At 43.5% G+C, this 19,179-nt stretch carries 17 protein-coding genes and 1 pseudogene; 13 read left to right on the forward strand and 5 right to left on the reverse strand.

Going from position 1 to position 19,179, the window contains the following annotated elements:
• Positions 1-57 precede the first annotated feature (57 nt).
• Together OSCI_RS21420 and OSCI_RS32095 are read right to left on the reverse strand one after the other, a co-directional pair.
• Positions 58-1,458 (reverse strand): PAS domain S-box protein, encoded by a 1,401-nt coding sequence (locus OSCI_RS21420; RefSeq protein WP_039962752.1) that lies wholly within the window; start codon positions 1,456-1,458, stop codon positions 58-60.
• A gap of 456 nt (positions 1,459-1,914) precedes the next feature.
• Positions 1,915-2,046, reverse strand: coding sequence for a hypothetical protein (locus tag OSCI_RS32095; protein ID WP_267880126.1), 132 nt, complete (start codon positions 2,044-2,046; stop codon positions 1,915-1,917).
• 254 nt (positions 2,047-2,300) lie between these two features.
• Here OSCI_RS32095 and acnB point away from each other — a divergent pair, with 254 nt between their 5' ends.
• From acnB to mutT, 8 genes are all read left to right on the forward strand, one after another.
• A complete protein-coding gene (gene acnB / locus OSCI_RS21430; protein ID WP_007357240.1) occupies positions 2,301-4,907 on the forward strand; it encodes a bifunctional aconitate hydratase 2/2-methylisocitrate dehydratase in 2,607 nt (868 codons plus the stop codon).
• A gap of 61 nt (positions 4,908-4,968) precedes the next feature.
• Positions 4,969-5,334, forward strand: coding sequence for a hypothetical protein (locus OSCI_RS21435; protein ID WP_007357241.1), 366 nt, complete (start codon positions 4,969-4,971; stop codon positions 5,332-5,334).
• Between the two features lie 2 nt (positions 5,335-5,336).
• Positions 5,337-5,792, forward strand: coding sequence for a DUF29 domain-containing protein (locus tag OSCI_RS21440; RefSeq protein WP_007357242.1), 456 nt, complete (start codon positions 5,337-5,339; stop codon positions 5,790-5,792).
• Between the two features lie 153 nt (positions 5,793-5,945).
• Complete coding sequence (locus OSCI_RS30885) at positions 5,946-6,932, forward strand: Swt1 family HEPN domain-containing protein (RefSeq protein ID WP_007357243.1); 987 nt, start codon at positions 5,946-5,948, stop codon at positions 6,930-6,932.
• A gap of 176 nt (positions 6,933-7,108) precedes the next feature.
• Positions 7,109-8,044, forward strand: coding sequence for a polysaccharide deacetylase family protein (locus OSCI_RS21450; protein ID WP_007357245.1), 936 nt, complete (start codon positions 7,109-7,111; stop codon positions 8,042-8,044).
• 601 nt (positions 8,045-8,645) lie between these two features.
• Positions 8,646-9,605, forward strand: a complete 960-nt coding sequence (locus OSCI_RS21455; protein ID WP_007357246.1) for an RNA polymerase sigma factor, RpoD/SigA family — start codon at positions 8,646-8,648, stop codon at positions 9,603-9,605.
• 188 nt (positions 9,606-9,793) lie between these two features.
• A complete protein-coding gene (locus OSCI_RS21460) occupies positions 9,794-10,138 on the forward strand; it encodes a DUF760 domain-containing protein (RefSeq protein ID WP_007357247.1) in 345 nt (114 codons plus the stop codon).
• Between the two features lie 79 nt (positions 10,139-10,217).
• Positions 10,218-10,652 (forward strand): 8-oxo-dGTP diphosphatase MutT, encoded by a 435-nt coding sequence (mutT, locus tag OSCI_RS21465; RefSeq protein ID WP_007357248.1) that lies wholly within the window; start codon positions 10,218-10,220, stop codon positions 10,650-10,652.
• A gap of 260 nt (positions 10,653-10,912) precedes the next feature.
• Here the strand turns inward: mutT and OSCI_RS21470 are convergent, their stop codons facing one another.
• Both OSCI_RS21470 and OSCI_RS21475 read right to left on the reverse strand, forming a co-directional pair.
• Complete coding sequence (locus OSCI_RS21470) at positions 10,913-11,578, reverse strand: glycoside hydrolase family 108 protein (RefSeq protein ID WP_007357249.1); 666 nt, start codon at positions 11,576-11,578, stop codon at positions 10,913-10,915.
• 79 nt (positions 11,579-11,657) lie between these two features.
• On the reverse strand, positions 11,658-13,142 hold the full coding sequence (locus OSCI_RS21475; RefSeq protein ID WP_019486853.1) for an RNA-guided endonuclease InsQ/TnpB family protein: 1,485 nt from the start codon (positions 13,140-13,142) through the stop codon (positions 11,658-11,660).
• Between the two features lie 36 nt (positions 13,143-13,178).
• Between OSCI_RS21475 and OSCI_RS28715 the strand changes: the two are divergent.
• The 4 genes and pseudogenes from OSCI_RS28715 to OSCI_RS21490 all read left to right on the forward strand — a co-directional run.
• Positions 13,179-13,283: pseudogene (locus tag OSCI_RS28715) on the forward strand (transposase); the annotation flags it as partial.
• Between the two features lie 165 nt (positions 13,284-13,448).
• Complete coding sequence (locus tag OSCI_RS21480) at positions 13,449-15,635, forward strand: tetratricopeptide repeat protein (protein WP_007357251.1); 2,187 nt, start codon at positions 13,449-13,451, stop codon at positions 15,633-15,635.
• Between the two features lie 157 nt (positions 15,636-15,792).
• Complete coding sequence (locus tag OSCI_RS21485) at positions 15,793-16,392, forward strand: tRNA-(ms[2]io[6]A)-hydroxylase (protein WP_007357252.1); 600 nt, start codon at positions 15,793-15,795, stop codon at positions 16,390-16,392.
• A gap of 13 nt (positions 16,393-16,405) precedes the next feature.
• Entirely contained in the window at positions 16,406-16,900 is a 495-nt protein-coding gene (locus OSCI_RS21490) for a GNAT family N-acetyltransferase (protein ID WP_007357253.1), read from the forward strand.
• A gap of 179 nt (positions 16,901-17,079) precedes the next feature.
• Here the strand turns inward: OSCI_RS21490 and OSCI_RS21495 are convergent, their stop codons facing one another.
• On the reverse strand, positions 17,080-18,471 hold the full coding sequence (locus tag OSCI_RS21495) for a malic enzyme-like NAD(P)-binding protein (protein ID WP_007357254.1): 1,392 nt from the start codon (positions 18,469-18,471) through the stop codon (positions 17,080-17,082).
• A 142-nt stretch (positions 18,472-18,613) separates the two neighbouring features.
• Here OSCI_RS21495 and OSCI_RS21500 point away from each other — a divergent pair, with 142 nt between their 5' ends.
• Complete coding sequence (locus OSCI_RS21500; protein ID WP_007357255.1) at positions 18,614-19,048, forward strand: SRPBCC domain-containing protein; 435 nt, start codon at positions 18,614-18,616, stop codon at positions 19,046-19,048.
• Positions 19,049-19,179 lie beyond the last annotated feature (131 nt).

Below are 19,179 nucleotides of genomic sequence, written 5' to 3' on the forward strand. Positions count from 1 at the left end.
CTTACGGTTTATCCATCCTACATAATTGTGAGCAATTACCAATTATAGAAGAAGGAGCTAGAGGCTAGGGACTAGGGGAGGATGGGAGAGATGGGGAGGATGGGATGAGGAGGATGGGGAGGATGGGGAGGATGGGGAGGATTTACCTCCGTTATTCCTTTCAGGCCAAATCTCCCCCTCTCCCCCGCTCCCCCGTTCCCCTCGCGCCAAATCTTCTCTGCTCCAATTTCCGGGGATAATGACGGAAACACCGCTGACGACGCGGTGATTGTGTAACAGAGGTGCACCGCTGAAGCGGGTCTCTAAGCGCACGTCTTCCACAATTACCGACTCACCAGCAAGCAAAGTATAACCCGCCTGAGACTTCGTGGAAGCACTGACTGTGGCGTTGCCCACTAAGCCTGGTTGCCATCCCTCTCCTGCTCGTAGTAGGAAAGCGTGTCCGCCGGGGAGTAATTCTAAAAGTTTGCAATATTCTACATTCAGCGTTTGAGCAACTAGAACTACAGCTTTGTCCATCAGTGCCGATAAATCGCTCTCCATCAAGGCCTGTTGCCCCAAGTAAGCGACGGCGGCTTGCTGGCGGGCTCGCGAGTGTATGGATGCGAGTAATTCTTGCTCTACTGTTTCCGAGCGTTTGACTAAGGTGATGTCGCGGCTAATCGCCATTGCGCCCACCGCCTTGCCAAATTCATCGGCAACTATGACTACGGTGGTTTCGCATACGCCGTCACTGCCATCTTTGCGGGTGAAGTTAATTGTTCCCGACCAGCGACCTGAATTTCTTAGACTGTATAGAATCTCGTGGGTTAGCGCTGTCGCCTGTTCTGAGGAGGAGTGAAAAATCTCTGTACTTTTACCGATTACTTCGGCTTTGGTATAGCCAAAAATGCGCTCTGCTGCGGGGTTCCAGTCGATGATTCTACCAACAGTGTCGGCGATCGCTACTGCGTCGTAGATATTCTCGAAGGTGAGGGCCTGTCGCCGCAGTGCTTCTTGAGCTCTTTTGCGATCGGTGATATCGGAGAATATAGATAATATCACTGATTCTCCCTCCAAAGTCAGCGGTCGCATTGATACTGATGCCCAAAAGACTGTCTCGTCAGTCTTTTTGAGCTGCACTTCTGCCTCGCGGACGTAACCTTGGTTTTCGAGCTCTGCCAGTAAAAGTTGGCGATCGGCTGGCTCGCAGTAAAATTCAGGTAATTTTCGGCCGATTAGCTCTGTGGAGAGCGATCCAAAAGTGAGGCCAAAAAGATCGTTGCAATATAGAATAGCTGCATCGCTAGTGCGACTAACTGCGAGGGGTAATGGAGCGGTTGGGGCGATCGCACCCAAAAGTTCTTTGGTTTCTTGCAACGCCACTTCCATTTCCTGCCTTAAGGCGCAACCCAGGCATTGTTCCACGATTGAGTGATTTAGTTTTTGATTGATAAATTCTAATTTTCTGTTGTACACATCTGGGCTCCTGCACCCTTTTTCAAATTATTCTAGCTATAACAATTCAACGATCCCTGATGCTGACGAAGAGAATATTGTTCGATCCCTGTATTTTATATTACATTTTTTGGCTTGAGTAATAAACGTTTTGTTACTAAAATTTAACGGAGAATATTATTCCGTGACTTTAACAGGGCTAAAAGAAGACTCTTCCTAGCTCTATTCCCAGAATGAAAATTTAAGCAAGCCCCCTTGGTACTATTTTTTTCTGCTCTTGGGTGATGTTACAAACCATAATAAATTTATGTATACGTATAAGTCCTCTCATCCCTGAAATCATAGTCTAGTGTACCCCTAAGTTGCGAAAGATTCTCAATAAAGTCAAGATAGTTTAGAGTAGGGCAAGGGGATAAGAAAGACAGGAAAAGAAAATAGGGGAAGTAAACCCTATTGCTGTCTAAGCAAAAAACTATATCAAAAAATGTAGTAAATTTGACATTTTTTATTTCCAAGCAGCGCCGCTCTACCACTCGCGATCGCACAGATCGCCATATTGCCCTCGCCTTGGCAGTTTGGGGCAAATCTCGCATAAGTATTGAAATCCACTGTTTTTTTAGTTGCGTTAAGTTTTTATAAGGGTGAGGGCTTTTTGCAAGTTGGGAAGGTAAGCTTCCCGATCTATAGCAACCGCTTTCAGCGGTTAGGGGCTACGATGCTCAGGAAAGAAGGGAAAGAAGAGGTAGAAGAGAATAGAATTAACGGTTTGAGGAAACTAGAATGTCCTAACCACCTTGACGGTTGCTATACAAGCGAAAATCGCCCATTGAAAGTCGAAAATGCCATCTTGAGGAGACGAAATTATGCTAGAATCTTACCGCGCACATACGGCCGAGCGGGCAGCAATGGGAATTCCGCCGCTACCGCTGAATGCTCAGCAAACCTCTGAACTTTGCGAACTGCTAAAAAATCCGCCCGCAGGCGAGGAAGAGGCGTTAGTAGAGATGCTGCGCGATCGCGTGCCACCGGGAGTAGACGGGGCCGCTTATGTGAAAGCTGGATTTTTAACTGCGATCGCCAAAGGCGAAATTCACAGCCCGTTAATTGCGCCCCAGTGGGCAGTTTACCTGCTAGGAACGATGCTAGGCGGCTATAACGTGCAATCTTTAATTAGCTTGCTATCCTCTAACGAACCTGCAATGGCAGCCTCGGCAGCAGCAGCGCTAAGTAAAACCCTGTTAGTATTTGATGCTTTCCACGATGTACTGAATTTATCGGAGATCAATCCCTACGCTAAGCAGGTAATGGATTCTTGGGCAAATGCCGAGTGGTTCACCTGTCGGCCAGTTTTGCCAGAAAGGATTACTGTTAGCGTGTTCAAGGTTCCGGGCGAAACCAACACCGATGACCTGTCCCCTGCGACTCATGCTACCACGCGGCCGGACATTCCGCTACACGCTTTGGCAATGCTGGAAACGCGGCTACCGGGCTCGTTAAGTGCGATCGCAGCATTGAAGCAAAAAGGGCATCCCGTCGCATATATCGGCGATGTTGTCGGTACGGGTTCCTCGCGGAAATCTGCGATTAATTCCGTGCTCTGGCATATCGGTAATGATATTCCTTTCGTACCGAATAAGCGGAATGGGGGATATATTTTAGGTACTGCGATCGCACCTATTTTCTTCAACACCGCCGAAGATTCCGGCGCATTACCCATCGAATGCGATGTTAGTAAAATGGAAACAGGAATGGTAATTACCATCCATCCCTACAAAGGCGAAATTACTAACGAAGCTGGCGAAATTATTTCCACATTCAACCTCAAACCTGACACCATCTTAGATGAAGTTCGTGCTGGCGGCCGCATTCCTTTACTAATTGGTCGCACTCTCACCGATAAAACCCGCGAAGCTTTAGGATTAGGAACAAGCACAATCTTTACCCGCCCCCAACCACCCGCAGATACGGGCAAAGGTTACACTTTAGCTCAAAAAATGGTAGGCAAAGCCTGTGGTTTACCAGGTGTTCGTCCCGGCACTCCCTGCGAACCAATTATGACAACAGTTGGCTCTCAAGATACCACAGGGCCGATGACCAGAGACGAGTTAAAAGAACTAGCTTGTTTGGGATTTAGTGCCGATTTAGTAATGCAAAGTTTCTGTCACACCGCTGCTTATCCCAAACCAGTCGATGTCAAAACTCACCAAGAATTACCCGATTTTATTGCTGAACGTGGCGGCGTAGCTTTACGGCCAGGAGATGGGATTATTCACTCTTGGCTAAACCGAATGTTGTTACCAGATACAGTGGGAACTGGCGGCGATTCTCACACCCGTTTTCCTCTAGGAATTTCCTTTCCTGCCGGTTCGGGTTTAGTTGCCTTTGCAGCAGCTTTGGGTGTCATGCCTTTGGATATGCCGGAATCAGTTTTAGTCCGGTTTAAAGGTGAATTACAGCCCGGAGTAACCCTGCGGGATGTGGTCAATGCAATTCCTTATATTGCCATTCAAAAAGGCTTGTTAACTGTCGATAAACAGAACAAGAAAAATGTCTTTTCTGGGCGAATCATGGAAATCGAAGGTTTGCCCGATTTGAAAGTTGAGCAGGCTTTTGAATTGACAGACGCATCAGCAGAACGTTCTTGTGCTGGTTGCACAATTAAGTTGAGCGTAGAGACGGTTTCCGAGTATTTACGCTCTAATATTGCCCTGTTAAAAAATATGGTAGCGCGGGGCTATGTAGATGCTCGGACTATGATGCGCCGCGTGGCAAAAATGGAACAATGGTTAGCAAATCCGGTGTTAATGGAAGCCGATACTGATGCCGAGTATGTTGAAATCGTTGACATTGATTTGAATGAGATTAAAGAACCGATTGTGGCGGCTCCCAATGACCCAGATAATGTTAAGTTATTGAGCGAAGTAGTGGGCGATAAAATTGATGAGGTATTTGTCGGCTCTTGCATGACAAATATCGGTCATTATCGAGCAACTGCAAAGGTATTAGAAGGGGAAGCTGTAGTTAAGACCCGGTTGTGGATTTGTCCGCCAACGCGGATGGATGAATACCAGTTGAAACAGGAGGGAATTTACACCACTTTCGAGGCTGCTGGTGCGCGAACTGAGATGCCAGGATGTAGTCTGTGTATGGGCAATCAAGCACGAGTTAATGATGGGGCAACGGTGTTTTCTACTTCAACTCGGAACTTCAATAATCGTATGGGTAAGGATGCAAGAGTTTATCTGGGTTCTGCGGAATTAGCTGCTGTTTGTGCGATGTTAGGACGGATGCCAAGCGTGCAAGAATATATGGACATTGTGGGTAAGAAGATTGAGCCTTTTGCTAGCGATCTGTATCAGTATTTGAACTTCGATCAGATTACTGGCTTTGAGGATGAAGGGCGGGTAATTGCTTTAGAAGATATGCCTCGAATTGAGGATATTTTGGGGATGCCTGCGGCGGTGAGGTAAGATGTAGTAGGTGGGCTACAAGCCCACCCGATAAATTATTGAGATGACAAAGGAGGTAATTATGTCTGAACAAGTTGTAAGTAGTGAAAATCAAGCACCTGAAACTGCTGATTCTGAACCTAGAATTGGTGCAGAATTTGTCGAGTTGTTGCAGGAGATTCAGGAAACTCCCAGGGAATATTTGCCGAATTTACTTCAGACGATCAGATTGTTTAAAGAAACTGTGACAATGAAGCCAAGAGTGTCAGAAAAGTCTGATAAAATTGATATTACTAAACTGTCGCTAGAGGAGAGGATAGAGAGGAATCAAGCTGCGATCGCTTTAATCAATTCATGGGTAGATGAGGGAGATGAAGAAGAACAAACTGAAACTTGGGAATATCTCTGTCAAGCTATCATTAACCCTAGCAGAAGTCAAGGAAATTAGTTATGATTAGTCAATCTGTCAAAACCGAAAATAATCTTTATGAAGAAGACTTTTATCTATGGATACAAGCTACTGCTGAACATTTAAAAGAAGGCAATTTTGATCGGATAGATATTCCGAATTTAGTTGAAGAAATCGAAAGTATGGGCAGAAGTGAAAAACGAGAATTAAAAAGTCGTTTAGTTGTGCTTTTAATGCACTTACTCAAATGGGAATATCAACCAGAGAAACGCAGTCAGAGTTGGCGTAGTACCATCACCGAGCAGCGTATTTGTATTGAAGGATTGCTAGAAGACAGTCCAAGTTTACAACCTTTAATTTTAGAAGTGTTTGATGAGTGTTATGGAAAAGCTCGTCAGAAAGCTGCTGAGGAAACAGGGATTAAGTTAAACTTTTTTCCGAAGGAATCGCCTTTTACTATGGAAGAAGCTTTGAAAGTAAGTTTTTTAGGTGAATAAGTTAAAAGGGATAAGCTAAGCCACTTTATTGTTAGGGAATGCGGGAGCGAGTAAAGTTGCTACTACGAAGGAGGGGGTAAGACATCCGATAGAGTTTCAGAAATCGTCCATAATTATTAATGTCAAGTTAAATCTTAGATCGTAAATTCTAATATGGCTATTACCAATCACGAACAAGTTGGCAGAGCTTTAAAGCTTTTAGGTAAGGGATTATACCCTTATATTGAACGAGAAATGAAGCGCGTTTACAAAGAAGGTTGGCTAACAGAGGCCAAATCTTCCCTCAATGACGATTACAAGAAGCGAGACTTAGCAAAAAATCTGCGCGAGGATGTTCATCCTTTATTAGCACTCATGTTAAAACAGTGGGAGAAAGTATTTAAAGAAAATCTCGGTCACGCTGGTCGTGCTTTAGTGAGTGAACTCCACGAAACTAGAAATAATTGGGTACATCAATCTCCATTCTTTACAGATGATGCTTATCGTACTCTAGATAGTATTGCCAGACTTCTCAAAAACATCTCTGCACCAGAGGCAGATATAGTAGAAATAGAAAAACAAAAGCAAGAAGTTCTAATCATTCTTTCTAAAGAGCAAGCGCGTTACGAGGTGAGTCACCCTTCTGTATCTTCTGCTGAAGAATCCAGAATTAGAGAGAAATTAGCTGAAATACTAAAACTACTGCCTTTTCAGAATGCTTGTCTTCTAAATACTGCACTTACCCACCGCTCATATTTTTACGAAAATCCTAAATATGTAAGAGAAGACAATGAGCGTTTAGAATTTTTAGGTGATGCAGTTTTTCTCGATTCTGGTATTGATTCAGTTCGTGAGTTTATCGAACCATTATTTGAGAAGGCAATTAAAGAACCTGCTGCTTTTAACTTTAATCTAGAATCTAAAAACTTTGTAGACTCTAAAAATCGCTTTCAAGAATGGGTACAAGCAAACAGTGACAATACTCCTCCTAAATATGTGACAATCCACGCCGGAGGAGCGCCGCACAAGCCAGAATATCTCGCTAAAGTTTATGTCGGTGAAAAACTATACGGAGAAGGTAAAGGTAGCAGCAAAAAAGAGGCTGAAAAAAATGCCGCAGAAGATGCACTTGCTAGGCTAAAAAAACGCGGACTCATCTAAAAGCACTTAATGAATATCATATTTCTAATCCGCCATTCCATGAATAGATTAATATTTTTGGAACTTGGCCCTTTAGTTACATAAGTTAAACTAATTAGTAAAAATTTTCCGATTATTGCTGAATCTGTCCCCAACAATGGTAAAGATTAATAGGAAACGAACAGCGGAGGATACAGATGAATCAGCGAAAGAAAAGGCTAAGAGGTAGAAAAGTTGTAGGGAAATTGCACTTTTATCTGAGCCACAAAGCCAAATTACTATATATTTTATTAATATTTTTACTGAGTTTAGCTATATCTGGTTCTAGTGTAGACACTAATGGAGTCAGGATTCCAATTTTAGGTTTTCACGACATTATAGATACTCAAAACCCTACTGAAAACCCACCTCATCGATTCGCCTTTACTAATGACTACACTAAGCAAGATTTAGCAAAAATTTTAGAATACCTGGTTCAGGAAAAATTTTGGTTTCTATCCTCTCAGGATCTTTTTGTATATTTTATCAACAAATCTAAGCCGATACCAATTCAACATATCGGTCAAAAGCCAATTATGCTAACTTTTGACGATGGTTATAAAGGCGTTCATACAAATGGTCTACCTATTTTAGAAAATCTGGAAAAAATTTATAGGGAAAAGGTCAAGTTTGTTTTATTTATTAATCCTAGATTTCTGTGGGTTGATAATGGTGGTGATTATTTGCCTCATACTACTTGTAGCGATTTACGAGAAGGATATCAAAAGGGATTTTATGACATTCAGTCTCATGGATTTAATCACAAAGATTTAGCAAAGATATCGGGTAAAGATTTAGAATTTGAACTCGCAGCCGCTAAATTAGCTTTAAGAAAATGTATGAAGGATTTAGATAAAAATAAAATTGTGAGCGCTCATGTCGCTTATCCCTTTGGTTCAACAAATAGAAAGGTGGAAAAGCTTTTGCCTAAATACTACTTAAGTGGATTTTTATATGATAACAGTTTACTGAGAATAAATTGGTTTACAAATCAATACCGAATCTCTCGAATAACGGTTAATAAGACAATATCAACTAAAAAGCTGATAGCGATCGCGAACAGAGCGTCTACTCTAAAAGGTAAGAAGTGGTAAGTACAAAGCAAAGGCTACTAATCAGACTATTAAATCATCCTAGTTTTTTTGACAAAATTACCAGTATGTGATAAAGGCTGCAAATCAGAGAATCGATCGTACTCAGCTATAGTAACCGACAAGGTGGTGAGGACATTTTAGTTTCCTCAAACCCTTAACTCTATTCCCTTCTTCCTCTTCTTCCTCTTCTTCCTCTTCTTCCCCTAGCCCCTAGCCCCTAGCCCCTAGTCCCTAACCGCTGAAAGCGGTTGCTTACATCTACCCATTACATCTTTCTTTAGGAATGGGAGTTAAGAAGGAGCCACTGGGTAAAATTTATCTATATTCACTCCGACTTACCCCTGAACCTTATTCTTGGGGAGGTATATACACGGACTCTCAGAAATGTTAATATTTTTAACATAATATTGAGCGGTATTAAGACTCCAACCAGAATCTAACCTGGAATGGGGCGACTCTTAGTAGCACGTAGCTACTATAAAAACCAGGCGTGTGTAAACGCAAGGAAAGCGTAAGTCCCCGCCCGCTTTCCTTCCCAGCTAAGACTAGGGGTTTGCTTGCTCAACCCTCTAGCGGCTGAGGTACCCAGCGGGAAATCCTTATGAAACCTCCTAAGTCCTCAGACACAGATTCAGTACGCGCTTACTTACGAGAAATTGGCCGCGTTCCCCTGCTGACCCATGAGCAAGAAATTCTCTATGGAAAGCAGGTTCAGCGAACGACAGCCTTGCACGAGGCGAAAAATGCTCTAGCTTTGGAGTTAGGTCGCGATCCCACTAGAACAGAATGGGCCGAAGCTGCTGGGCTGTCTGAGACTGAATTGCAGCGGACAATCCACGCCGGAGAAAGGGCGAAGCGGATGATGGTGGAAGCCAATCTGCGGCTAGTGGTGTCTGTTGCCAAGAAGTATATCAAGCGCAACGTAGACCTTTTAGATTTGATTCAGGAAGGTACGATCGGGATGCAGCGGGGGGTAGAAAAATTTGACCCAACCAAAGGCTACCGATTTTCTACCTATGCTTACTGGTGGATTCGCCAGGCGATTACCCGCGCGATCGCAGAAAAGGGACGTACTATCCGCCTCCCCATCCACATTACTGAAAAGCTAAACAAAATTAAAAAAGCCCAACGCTACCTAGCCCAAAAACTAGGACGGGCGGCCACTGCCAACGAATTAGCAGCAGAATTAGAGTTAACCCCCAAGCAGATTCGGGAATATTTGGAACGGGCTCGCCTACCCTTATCCCTAGATTTGCGAGTGGGAGATAACCAAGATACAGAATTAGGGGACTTGTTGGAAGATACTGGTGCATCTCCAGAAGATTTTGCCCTCCAAGCCTCCCTGCGGGCCGACCTCGAAATGCTGATGGCCGATCTGACGCAGCAGCAACGGGAAGTGCTCGCCTTAAGGTTCGGTTTGGAAGACGGTCAAACCTTAACGCTGTCAAAAATAGGCGATCGCCTCAATATTAGCCGCGAACGAGTGCGGCAGATCGAGCGCGAAGCCTTAACCAAACTGCGGAAGCGAAAACAAGACATGGACGATTATCTGGCTAGCTAAGGCCTTAAGCTCAAATCGTAAGACCCGCCGTCCTTAGTTCGGTTCCGCCCACTTGGATATTGCTGCCATCCTGCTAGATTAGTAAGTAGCTCGTAAATAGAAAAGATCGGCAGCAATCTGATTGAAGTTATGGACATCAATCATGTCAGATTTAACAAAAAACGCTGTCCCTGAAACGGAGGTACAAGGTGAGTAATACATCCAATCGAACACCGGACTTATTTGACGAAAACGGAGAAGGAGCAAATTTACTCTGGCAATACGTGCAGTCTATGGCTCCAGATACAGTCTCCCAACTCTCTAAGCCTACCTCTACTGAAGTTTTTCAGGTGATGGAGCGCAACATTGTCGGGTTGTTGGGCAATCTCCCCTCGGAACACTTCGGCGTGACTGTCACCACGAACCGCGAGCATTTGGGCAGATTGCTAGCCTCAGCGATGATTAGTGGCTACTTTCTCAGAAACGCTGAACAGCGGATGGCTTTTGAAAAGTCTTTGCAATCCAGCGAGAGGCATACATCCGATCGCGGTTAATAGTTAACAGTTAACGGTTAACGGTTAACTATTACCAGTTAACGGTTAACGGTTAACTATTAACTGTTTTTTATTACCTATGACCAAAACTTCAACTGCTTTACCTCACAAGTTTATTGGCGTTGCCGTCATCTGGAATCAAGAGAGAAAAATTTTAATTGACAAACGCCGCCAAGGTGGATTACTAGGCGGTCTATGGGAGTTTCCAGGGGGTAAATTAGAGGCGGGCGAGACTCTGGAAGCTTGCATTAAAAGAGAAATTATGGAGGAATTGGGGATAGTTATCGAAGTGGAGGATCACTTAATCACAATCGATCACACCTACGCTCATTTTCGCGTTACTCTTAATGCTTATCACTGCCGTCACACCAGCGGTGAACCCCAGTTAATTGAATGCGATGAGATTCGGTGGGTGACACTGGACGAAATAGACCAGTTTCCCTTTCCTAAAGCTAACGAACAAATCATTGCTGCTCTCCGCGTTAATTATAAGGGGCTAGGGGCTAGGGGCTAGGGGCTAGGGGCTAGGGGCTAGGGGAAGATAGGAAGAGGGGGAATGGGGAAGAGGGGGAGGATGGGTAATTAGCAATTAGCAATTAGCAATTAGCAATTAGCAATTAGCAATTAGCAATTAGCAATTAGCAATTAGCAATTAGCCATTATTAGGACTTGTGCTCATGGCTCCAGAAACCGGGTTTTTGAGAGAATCTGTGGGTAAGGCGAAGTATTTTTGTCAAAAAACCCGGTTTCTTTGGTGGGTGCGTAATATCCCGTCTAATTCTTAATCTTCTCCACATACCCCCACAAACTGTAATCGCGACTCAACCATCCCCGAAAAAACGCCATTTGACTCGGATCTTCTTGCACCCGTTTATAACGGTAAATAATCCGCTCGTTAATCATCTGAAAAGCTGTATTCTTATTATTAGCAGAAGCTAAAGCTTTCATCGTGCGAGCGTCAAAAACGCCACTTTGCGGCAGTCCCAAAGCTTGTTGCAGAAATGTCACAGAGTTAGATATCCCGAAATTCACCGCCGTATCGAACATGACGATCGCCAGTGCAGGGTGCATACTCGCCGCACGGCTATTATTCCAATAACTCTGATAAATTTCCAACAGTTCAGATTCCGAAATCCTGGCTACATCTAGAGGTGGGAGTCCCCGACTGTAGCGGTAAGCGTCGTACTCCGTTTGCAAAATGCCTCTGTAAGTCCTTCCCCCCTTATCTGCCGGATGGTTGCTGAAGCCGCCCTCGAAATATAAAGTGAAGTAGAGAGCAGCATCAAAGATCCGTCGCTGATATTGCCCTGTCTGCTGTTGTGCTAGACTCTTGGTAGCGAAGGGCAAGGGCAGTGCTAAGGTGAGTAAAAATATACCCAAGAGCAAATTGGGTTTGAGGTTAATCTTCCGTTTCCGCTGTGTCAGTTGCTTGCCAGTCATAAATTGATTGCATAGTGGCGACAGTTTCCTTTTGACACTCCCACCCCTGAAGGGGATGGGATTCTTTAGAGGTTGCGCTCTAAATATCCCAGATAGACAATTGCTTGTACTCTGGGTTCTCGCCCACACGCCGTTTGCCTTTTAAAGGCAGCGTGTTAATGTCTGACGAGCGTTCATACAATTTAGCCTCAAAGAGACTTAATTGTACTGGTTCCGACGAGTCCCGCCGTACCATTTTCGATTTAATTATTTTGACAATATTTAAGCCGTAAGTTTCTATTGCCTTAACTTTTACATTTCTTGCGGCTTGCAAATTAGCATCATCAATATGTCCGCAATTAATGCAAATGAATTTTTCACCATTGCGGCTATTCTTATCGACGTGCTGACATTTACTACAAGTTTGACTGGTATATTGTGGATTGACTCTATACAGTTTCTTGCCTGACTTCACAGCCAAATATTCAAGTTTTTGAGTTAACGAATACCAACTAGCATCAGCGATAGAACGATTTAAACCCCGTTTAGCTGATTGACCATTAGACAAAAATCTACCAGTTTCAGATTTAACGGGTTGGCACCGTTTCATCATGTTTCCAACTTGCAAATCTTCAACAGCGACAGCATCACTTCTTTTGAGAATGCGTTTAGCAACGTCCCACTGATAAGATTCTCGACGCTGTTGAATTTTGTTGTGCAACTTGCTCACTCTAAGTTGATCTTTGCTGCGGTTCTTGCTTCTTTTTTGCTTACGACTTACCCGCCGTTGTCTAATTCGCATTAAACGCTTGGCTTTTTTATTGGTAGCAAAACGTGGGTTATCAATACTGCTTCCATCAGATAGGTAAACCAACTTACCCAGTCCCAGATCGCAACCAGTGATAGTTTTGATTTCACTATCTGAAATTACCGGGAAATCTGGTACTGTTTTGTTTTCGATTCTGATCGAGACGTACCACCCGTCAGCTTTCTGTCTCACTGTAACTGTTTTAATTTCAAACCCATCGGGAATAGAACGCGAGTTATAAAAACGCATCCATCCAATTTTCGGCAAATAGATTTTATTACCTTTAACCTTTACCCTTCCCGGTTTATAACTAAACGATTTAAAGTCGTGACGGCGCTTAAACTTCGGGAAACCTGCACCGTTGAAAAACTTACTGAAAGATTCGTTAACTCTAGCTGGCATTGATTGCAACACTCCAATATCAATTGTTTGATACCAAGGTCTACTATCTTTCAATTCTTGTAAGTTCGCATCTTGCATCAAAGACGCTGATCTTTTTGGCGACTGATCTTTGTCTCCTTCCTTTTTAGCTTTACCCCCTCCATCTTTCCAAGGGTTAGCGAGTTGTGTTCCTTTGGTAATACCACAGGTTAAAGGTGTAATCTCTATCTGCGTCCTCAAGTCGCAATAATCACCGCAAAGAAACTGCTGATACCAACCATCAATTCTGTCGCGCAGACACCAGTTATACGTAGCCCTCAACATATCAACCCACTGATTCAATTTTTTGGATTGCTGCTGATTGGGTCTGAGTTTGTATTTGAAGCTTAAGAGCAATTTGCATCACCTCCGAAAACTATTGTACGATAGTTTCTTAAGAAAATTCCCTCTCTTTGGACTAGAAGTTATTTTTGTGGCACAGTCGGTAATGCCTCTGAGGAAGCTGTTAAAAAATATATCGAAAATCAAAATACTTGAATGCGACTCTCATTCGCAGAGCCTATCCCAACCCCTGAAGGGGCGATGCTCGCGGCGCGGTTAAATTCTGTCATCAGTGGGTTGCTTGGTGTAATGTCGCCTCAAAAGCTGTTATGGTGCAAAATACCATAGACTTTAATATTGATAGCACAAACAGGCTGCCCGATGAATTCCAATCCTACTAACCCGTCTCAGGAAACCAAACCAGAGGATGCTCAAGCGCTGACTCAAGCTGCGGAAGTATATTACGCTCAGGGGAAGTTAACAGAAGCGATCGCATTTTGTCGCCGAGCTCTGGAGGCGAAGCCGGATTGGGCACCCGCCTATGTGACAATGGGAAATGTCCAGCAGGCTCAAGGTCAAATTGAAGAGGCGATTCGCTTCTACTCGGAGGCTCTGGCGTTTAATCCCGACTATGCTGAAGCTTATGCTAATTTGGGCAGTATGCTTTACAAGCAAGGGCGTTTTGTCGAGGCGATCGTCAACTACGAAAAAGCGATCGGCCTCAAACCAGATTTAGCCGCCGCCTACTGGAATCTCGGTAATGCTTTGAAGCAGCAAGGGAAGTTAGAAGAAGCTAAATCTTATCAGCAAAAAGCTATTAAAATTAATCCGCAACTCGGCGGGGTAGAATTTTACTTAGATCGAGGCGATGAACTAGCAAATCAAGGCAAACTTAGCGAAGCTGTCGCTGCTTGGAAACGCGCGATTACGATTAAACCTGACTCGGTAGATGCTTACTGTCAAATAGGGATAGTTCTCCGATATCAAGGTAAGTTAAAAGAAGCAATTCCTTACCTGCAAAAAGCCTTAGAAATTAAACCAGATTTTGCCATCGCTCATCAGCACTTGTGCGGCATCCTCCGAGATGCAACTAATTTAGAAGCAGCGCGTCAAGCTGTTAGCAAATATAGTGAAATGTGCGGCGAAATGGACAAAATAATGACCGCCATTTACTATATTAGCACTTATCAGGTATCTGGATTAAATCAAATTGCTAAAGATAGATTTTTAGAATTAGAGTCTTATCTCTACCAATTCAATAATTTTAGCAATGTTGAAATCAAAGCTCTCTATGCCAATCTTTTATTTAGCACCCCTTACTTGCGAGATGATTTAGAGGCTAATTCTAACTTCTATCGCTTAATTTCTAAACAATATGTCGAGCAAGTTATCAAGCCAAATTACCCTCAAATTTCCCAGCCTAGTTTTCAGCAGAAAAACCATAAAAGTAAGTTAAAAATTGGTTTTATCTCGAATCACTTCAATCGCCATTCCGTCGGCTGGTGCAGTGCTGACATCATCCGTGAATTATGCAAGCTCACGCCTGATATTTATTTATACGCAACAGAACGACTTGATAAGGACGATCACACCCAAAACTTTGTTGATAGCGTAGCTAAATTAAGTTATCCTAAAACCTTCCCTAATGGACTTGCTAATGCTGGAGAAATTATCAAGGAAATTCAGCAAGACCAAGTGGATATACTGGTAGATTTAGATTCTCTTAGCGTTCCCATTCACTGCGATATTTTATATCGAAAACCCGCCCCAGTTTGTATTTCTTGGTTAGGCTTTGAAGCTCCATACATATCTAGTATAAATTACTTCCTTTGCGATTGGCACACTCACCCAGACGGGAGAGAAAAATATTACCAAGAACAACTAATTAGAATGCCAGATTCCTTTGCGGCTGTTGGAGGTTTTAAAAGGTTAGTCGCGGATACAATTGATTTAAGAAAGTCGCATCGAATTGGATTAGAACAAGTAGTTTATCTCTGCGTTTCTCCGGGTAGAAAATTTAACCGCGAGTTAGTGAAAGCGCAGGTTGCTATTCTCAAACAAGTGCCTAATAGTATTTTGATTCACAAAGCTATAGGCGATATCGAAGTATTTCAATCAGCTTATCATCAAGCTTGCGAAGCTGAGGGAATTGGGAAACACCGGATCAAGTTTTTGCCACGAGTTCCTACGGAGGAAGAACACAGGTTAATATATTTACTAGCTGATGTTTTTCTGGATTCTTATCCTTACAATGGTGGGACTCATACTTTAGAAGCATTGTGGTTTAATTTGCCTGTGGTGACGCGGGTAGGGGAACAATTCTTATCGAGGATGGGCTATTCATTTATGCAGGCTTTGAAGATGGAAACAGGTGTTTCTTGGAGTTGGGAAGAGTACACAGAATGGGGTGTAAAATTAGGCAATAATCTAGATTTAAGAAACGCAGTTAAAGAACAGTTGAGGGAGTCGAAGAAACCGCAAAGTTTAGCACCATTATGGAATCCGAATAAGTTTGCTCAAGATATGTATAGGGTGTTTGTACAATTGTTAAGAGGGGCTAGGGGCTAGGGGCTAGAGGCTAGGGAAGAAGGGGAGAGGGAGGATGGGGGAGACGGGGAGAAAATTTCCCCAATTAGCAGTTAACAGTTAACAGTTAACAATTAGCAATTAGCAATTATCCTGCTTTATCTTATGCAACTGACAACGGCGATAAATCTAGAAACAGATGCTAAATTCAACACTACCAACTATCAAATTTCTGAAGCACCCAACGTCTAAAGAGTGGGTCGAACAAGCGATCGCGAATTTAGATATAATTCTACTAGACCATTCCCACTGCGAACGCAAAGCGGCGGGTGTAGCGTTAAATTTAATGTTTCGCTACCCTGCTCACACAAAATTAGTGCGGATGCTTACTGCCATCGCCCGCGAAGAATTAGAGCATTTCGAGCAGGTAAATCAATGGTTAGAGCGTCGCGGGATTCCCTTGGGCCAATTGTCAGCACCTCCCTATGCTGCTGGTTTAACAGCTAAAATTCGCAGGGAAGAACCGGAGAGGTTATTGGATTCTTTGCTAGTTTCTGGTTTAATAGAAGCACGGAGCCATGAAAGGCTCGGATTGCTAGCAAATTGCTGTCAGGATGCAGAATTAGCAAAACTTTATCGGGGTTTGATGGCTTCAGAGGCGCGTCACTACGGTGTATATTGGGTTTTAGCAACTACTTATTTTGATATCGAAATTGTGACGGCTAGGCTTGAGAGTTTAGCATCTATTGAGAGCGAAATGCTGGCAACTTTGCACTCGGAACCAAGAATTCACAGCTAGAGGTAAGAAACAAGTGAAGATCGAATATAAAGACTTTTTAATTCGTACATGGGAACAACGAGATCGGGCTTCAGCTTTTCACTTAATTAAGGATATTTTAGCAGAATACGGTTTGAATTGCGAACCCTATGGCGCGGATCGAGATGTCTATGAGGTAGAAATATTTTATCATGCAGTGGGTGGAGAATTTTGGGTAATTGAACAACAGGAGCGGTTAGTGGGGACGGCTGCTTACTATCCAATTAAAAGAGGCAATAATGCTGTAGAAATTCGCAAAATGTATCTTTTACCAGAGGCGAGGGGGTACGGGTTGGGGAGATTTTTGCTGGGAAAGTTGGAGAGTGCGATCGCAGAGCGTGGTTTTAAAGAAATTTGGATTGAAACGGCTAGCGTGTTGAAGGAAGCAGTGAAATTGTATGAGAGTAGTGGGTATGAACCGACTACGGGGGTGGAGACGAAAAGGTGCGATCGCGTTTATGTGAAAAGGGATTTTTTACCGAATGGCTAATGGCTAATGGCTAATTGCTAATGGCTAGGCGTGTACCTCACTTGCTTTACAAGTTCCCTCGCGGGGTGGGGGCGGGTTGATTTGACCTGTCTGCACGCTTTTAAGCTATTGGCAAACCCGCCCCTACAGGTTGTTGAAAATGGCGATCTTCGGTGTATTTAACCGGAATTAAATTATAGTTAACTGCGGGCGATGCCTTCATTGCGTGCTGCTAATTGCACGGCACCGGCAACAGCATTTACTACTCGCTTGTCAAATACAGAGGGGATAATGTGTTCTTTGTCAAGGTCGGAAGGCAGGACTAAAGATGCGATCGCCTGAGCAGCTTCTAAATACATCGTGGTAGTAATAGTAGAAGCGCGACAATCTAAAGCGCCGCGAAATACACCAGGAAATGCTAAAACATTGTTAATTTGATTGGGGTAATCGCTGCGTCCAGTTGCCATTACTGCTACATCATTAGCAACAAATTCTGGCTGGATTTCAGGAATAGGATTTGCCATCGCAAACACGATCCGATCTTTTGCCATTGAACGTACCATTTCTGGGGTAAGAACTCCAGGGGCACTAACGCCTAAAAACACATCAGCACCGATGATTGCACCTGCTAAAGAACCCGATTTTTCCACAGCAAATTCTAGTTTCTCTGCGTTTAAATCAGTGCGGTTTTTGGAGAGGATGCCTTTAGAGTCACACATAACAATTGTTTTAGCTCCTGCTTTTCGCAGCAGACGTGCGATCGCGACTCCGGCAGCACCGGCACCGTTAATCACGATCCGAATTTGATCCATTGATTTATTGACGATTTTTAAGGCATTGATTAAGGCTGCTAAACTAACAATTGCCGTGCCGTGTTGGTCGTCGTGGAATACGGGAATATCTAAAGTTTCTCGCAGTTTAGCTTCGATTTCAAAGCAGCGAGGTGCGGCAATATCTTCGAGGTTAACGCCGCCAAAAACTGGGGCAATATTTTGGACTGTGCGGATAATTTCGTCAGTATCTTGAGTAGCCAAACAAATAGGAAATGCGTCAATCCCAGCAAATTCTTTAAATAGCATGGCTTTGCCTTCCATTACTGGCATGGCGGCGGCGGGGCCGAGGTTGCCTAACCCTAAGACGGCGCTGCCGTCAGTGACGATCGCCACCGTATTTTGTTTGATGGTAAGGTTGTAAACTTGTTCGGGGTCTTGCGCGATCGCAGTACAAATCCGACCCACCCCCGGCGTGTAAGCCATCGCTAGATCCGATTGGGATTTAAGAGGGATTTTGCTGCCAATGGTGATTTTGCCGCCGCGATGAAGGTTGAAGGTGCGATCGTAGATGTTGAGCACTTTGATATCTGTTAGCGCTTTGACGGCATCTACAATTTTCTCATTATGTTCCGTGCTAGAGGCATCAACGGTAATTTCGCGGATGGAATTGTGACGATTTTGCTCAATTAAGTCGATTTGACCCAAGTTACCGCCTACAGATGCGATCGCCTGCGTCACGCCAGCCAACATCCCGGCGCGGTTGGGAAGTTCAATCCGAATCGTTAAACTAAAGCTGGGGTTGGGTGTTAGTGCTACCATAATGCCTGAATTTGGGATTTTTTGATTTCAAATTTTAGATTTTAGATTGAATTGTCAATTCCAAATCTAAAATTAACCTTAGCCTAGAGTAATGAAATACTTGAGATTGTAACCAGTCGCACAAAATAGTGCAGAGGCAGCTATGCCAAGTCTCCATACGGAAATTGAAATTTATGCTTCCAGGCAAAAGGTTTGGCGGGTGCTGTTTGACAAGAAAAATTGGGATAAATGGAATAGTTTTTTATTTGACCGCGATCCCTCCATGCCGTTTAAGCATGGCCAAGAGGTAATGTTGTCGCTATTGCGGAATTATGCAGAGGAAGAGACAGAATTTCAACCTTTGGTGACATTGGTACAGCCAGATGTCTGTCTGGGGTGGGTGTCTGTAATTCCTGGCTTTCGCAGTGAAAATATGTTTGAGTTGGAAGAGATTGGGATTAGTAGGACGAGATATACTCACCGGGAAAATTTTTCGGGGTTATTAACTCGTGTATTTTTGCCTTTTATTCGGGAGGATGAACAGCGAGGAATGGAACAGATGGCGAGGGAGTTAAAACGGTATGTGGAACAAGTTTAAGGTAGGAATAATTTAATAAGTAGATAGAATTGATTCAGAAAATAATCTCAATGCGATCTTGAATAGCTACCTGGAGAGTATTTTTAAAGTTCCTGTATGGCTGATGAAAAGCTGCAATATCTTTCTTGATA

Origin of the sequence: Kamptonema sp. PCC 6506 (genome assembly GCF_000180455.1) — a bacterium.
Lineage (GTDB): Bacteria > Cyanobacteriota > Cyanobacteriia > Cyanobacteriales > Microcoleaceae > Kamptonema > Kamptonema formosum.

Excerpts from the sequence above, each read along its gene's own strand:
- acnB (WP_007357240.1), top strand. The coding sequence starts at position 2,301 with ATGCTAGAATCTTACCGCGCACATACGGCCGAGCGGGCAGCAATGGGA.
- OSCI_RS21435 (WP_007357241.1), top strand. The coding sequence starts at position 4,969 with ATGTCTGAACAAGTTGTAAGTAGTGAAAATCAAGCACCTGAAACTGCT.
- OSCI_RS21440 (WP_007357242.1), top strand. The coding sequence starts at position 5,337 with ATGATTAGTCAATCTGTCAAAACCGAAAATAATCTTTATGAAGAAGAC.
- OSCI_RS30885 (WP_007357243.1), top strand. The coding sequence starts at position 5,946 with ATGGCTATTACCAATCACGAACAAGTTGGCAGAGCTTTAAAGCTTTTA.
- OSCI_RS21450 (WP_007357245.1), top strand. The coding sequence starts at position 7,109 with ATGAATCAGCGAAAGAAAAGGCTAAGAGGTAGAAAAGTTGTAGGGAAA.
- OSCI_RS21455 (WP_007357246.1), top strand. The coding sequence starts at position 8,646 with ATGAAACCTCCTAAGTCCTCAGACACAGATTCAGTACGCGCTTACTTA.
- mutT (WP_007357248.1), top strand. The coding sequence starts at position 10,218 with ATGACCAAAACTTCAACTGCTTTACCTCACAAGTTTATTGGCGTTGCC.
- OSCI_RS21470 (WP_007357249.1), bottom strand. The coding sequence starts at position 11,578 with ATGACTGGCAAGCAACTGACACAGCGGAAACGGAAGATTAACCTCAAA.
- OSCI_RS21480 (WP_007357251.1), top strand. The coding sequence starts at position 13,449 with ATGAATTCCAATCCTACTAACCCGTCTCAGGAAACCAAACCAGAGGAT.
- OSCI_RS21485 (WP_007357252.1), top strand. The coding sequence starts at position 15,793 with ATGCTAAATTCAACACTACCAACTATCAAATTTCTGAAGCACCCAACG.
- OSCI_RS21495 (WP_007357254.1), bottom strand. The coding sequence starts at position 18,471 with ATGGTAGCACTAACACCCAACCCCAGCTTTAGTTTAACGATTCGGATT.
- OSCI_RS21500 (WP_007357255.1), top strand. The coding sequence starts at position 18,614 with ATGCCAAGTCTCCATACGGAAATTGAAATTTATGCTTCCAGGCAAAAG.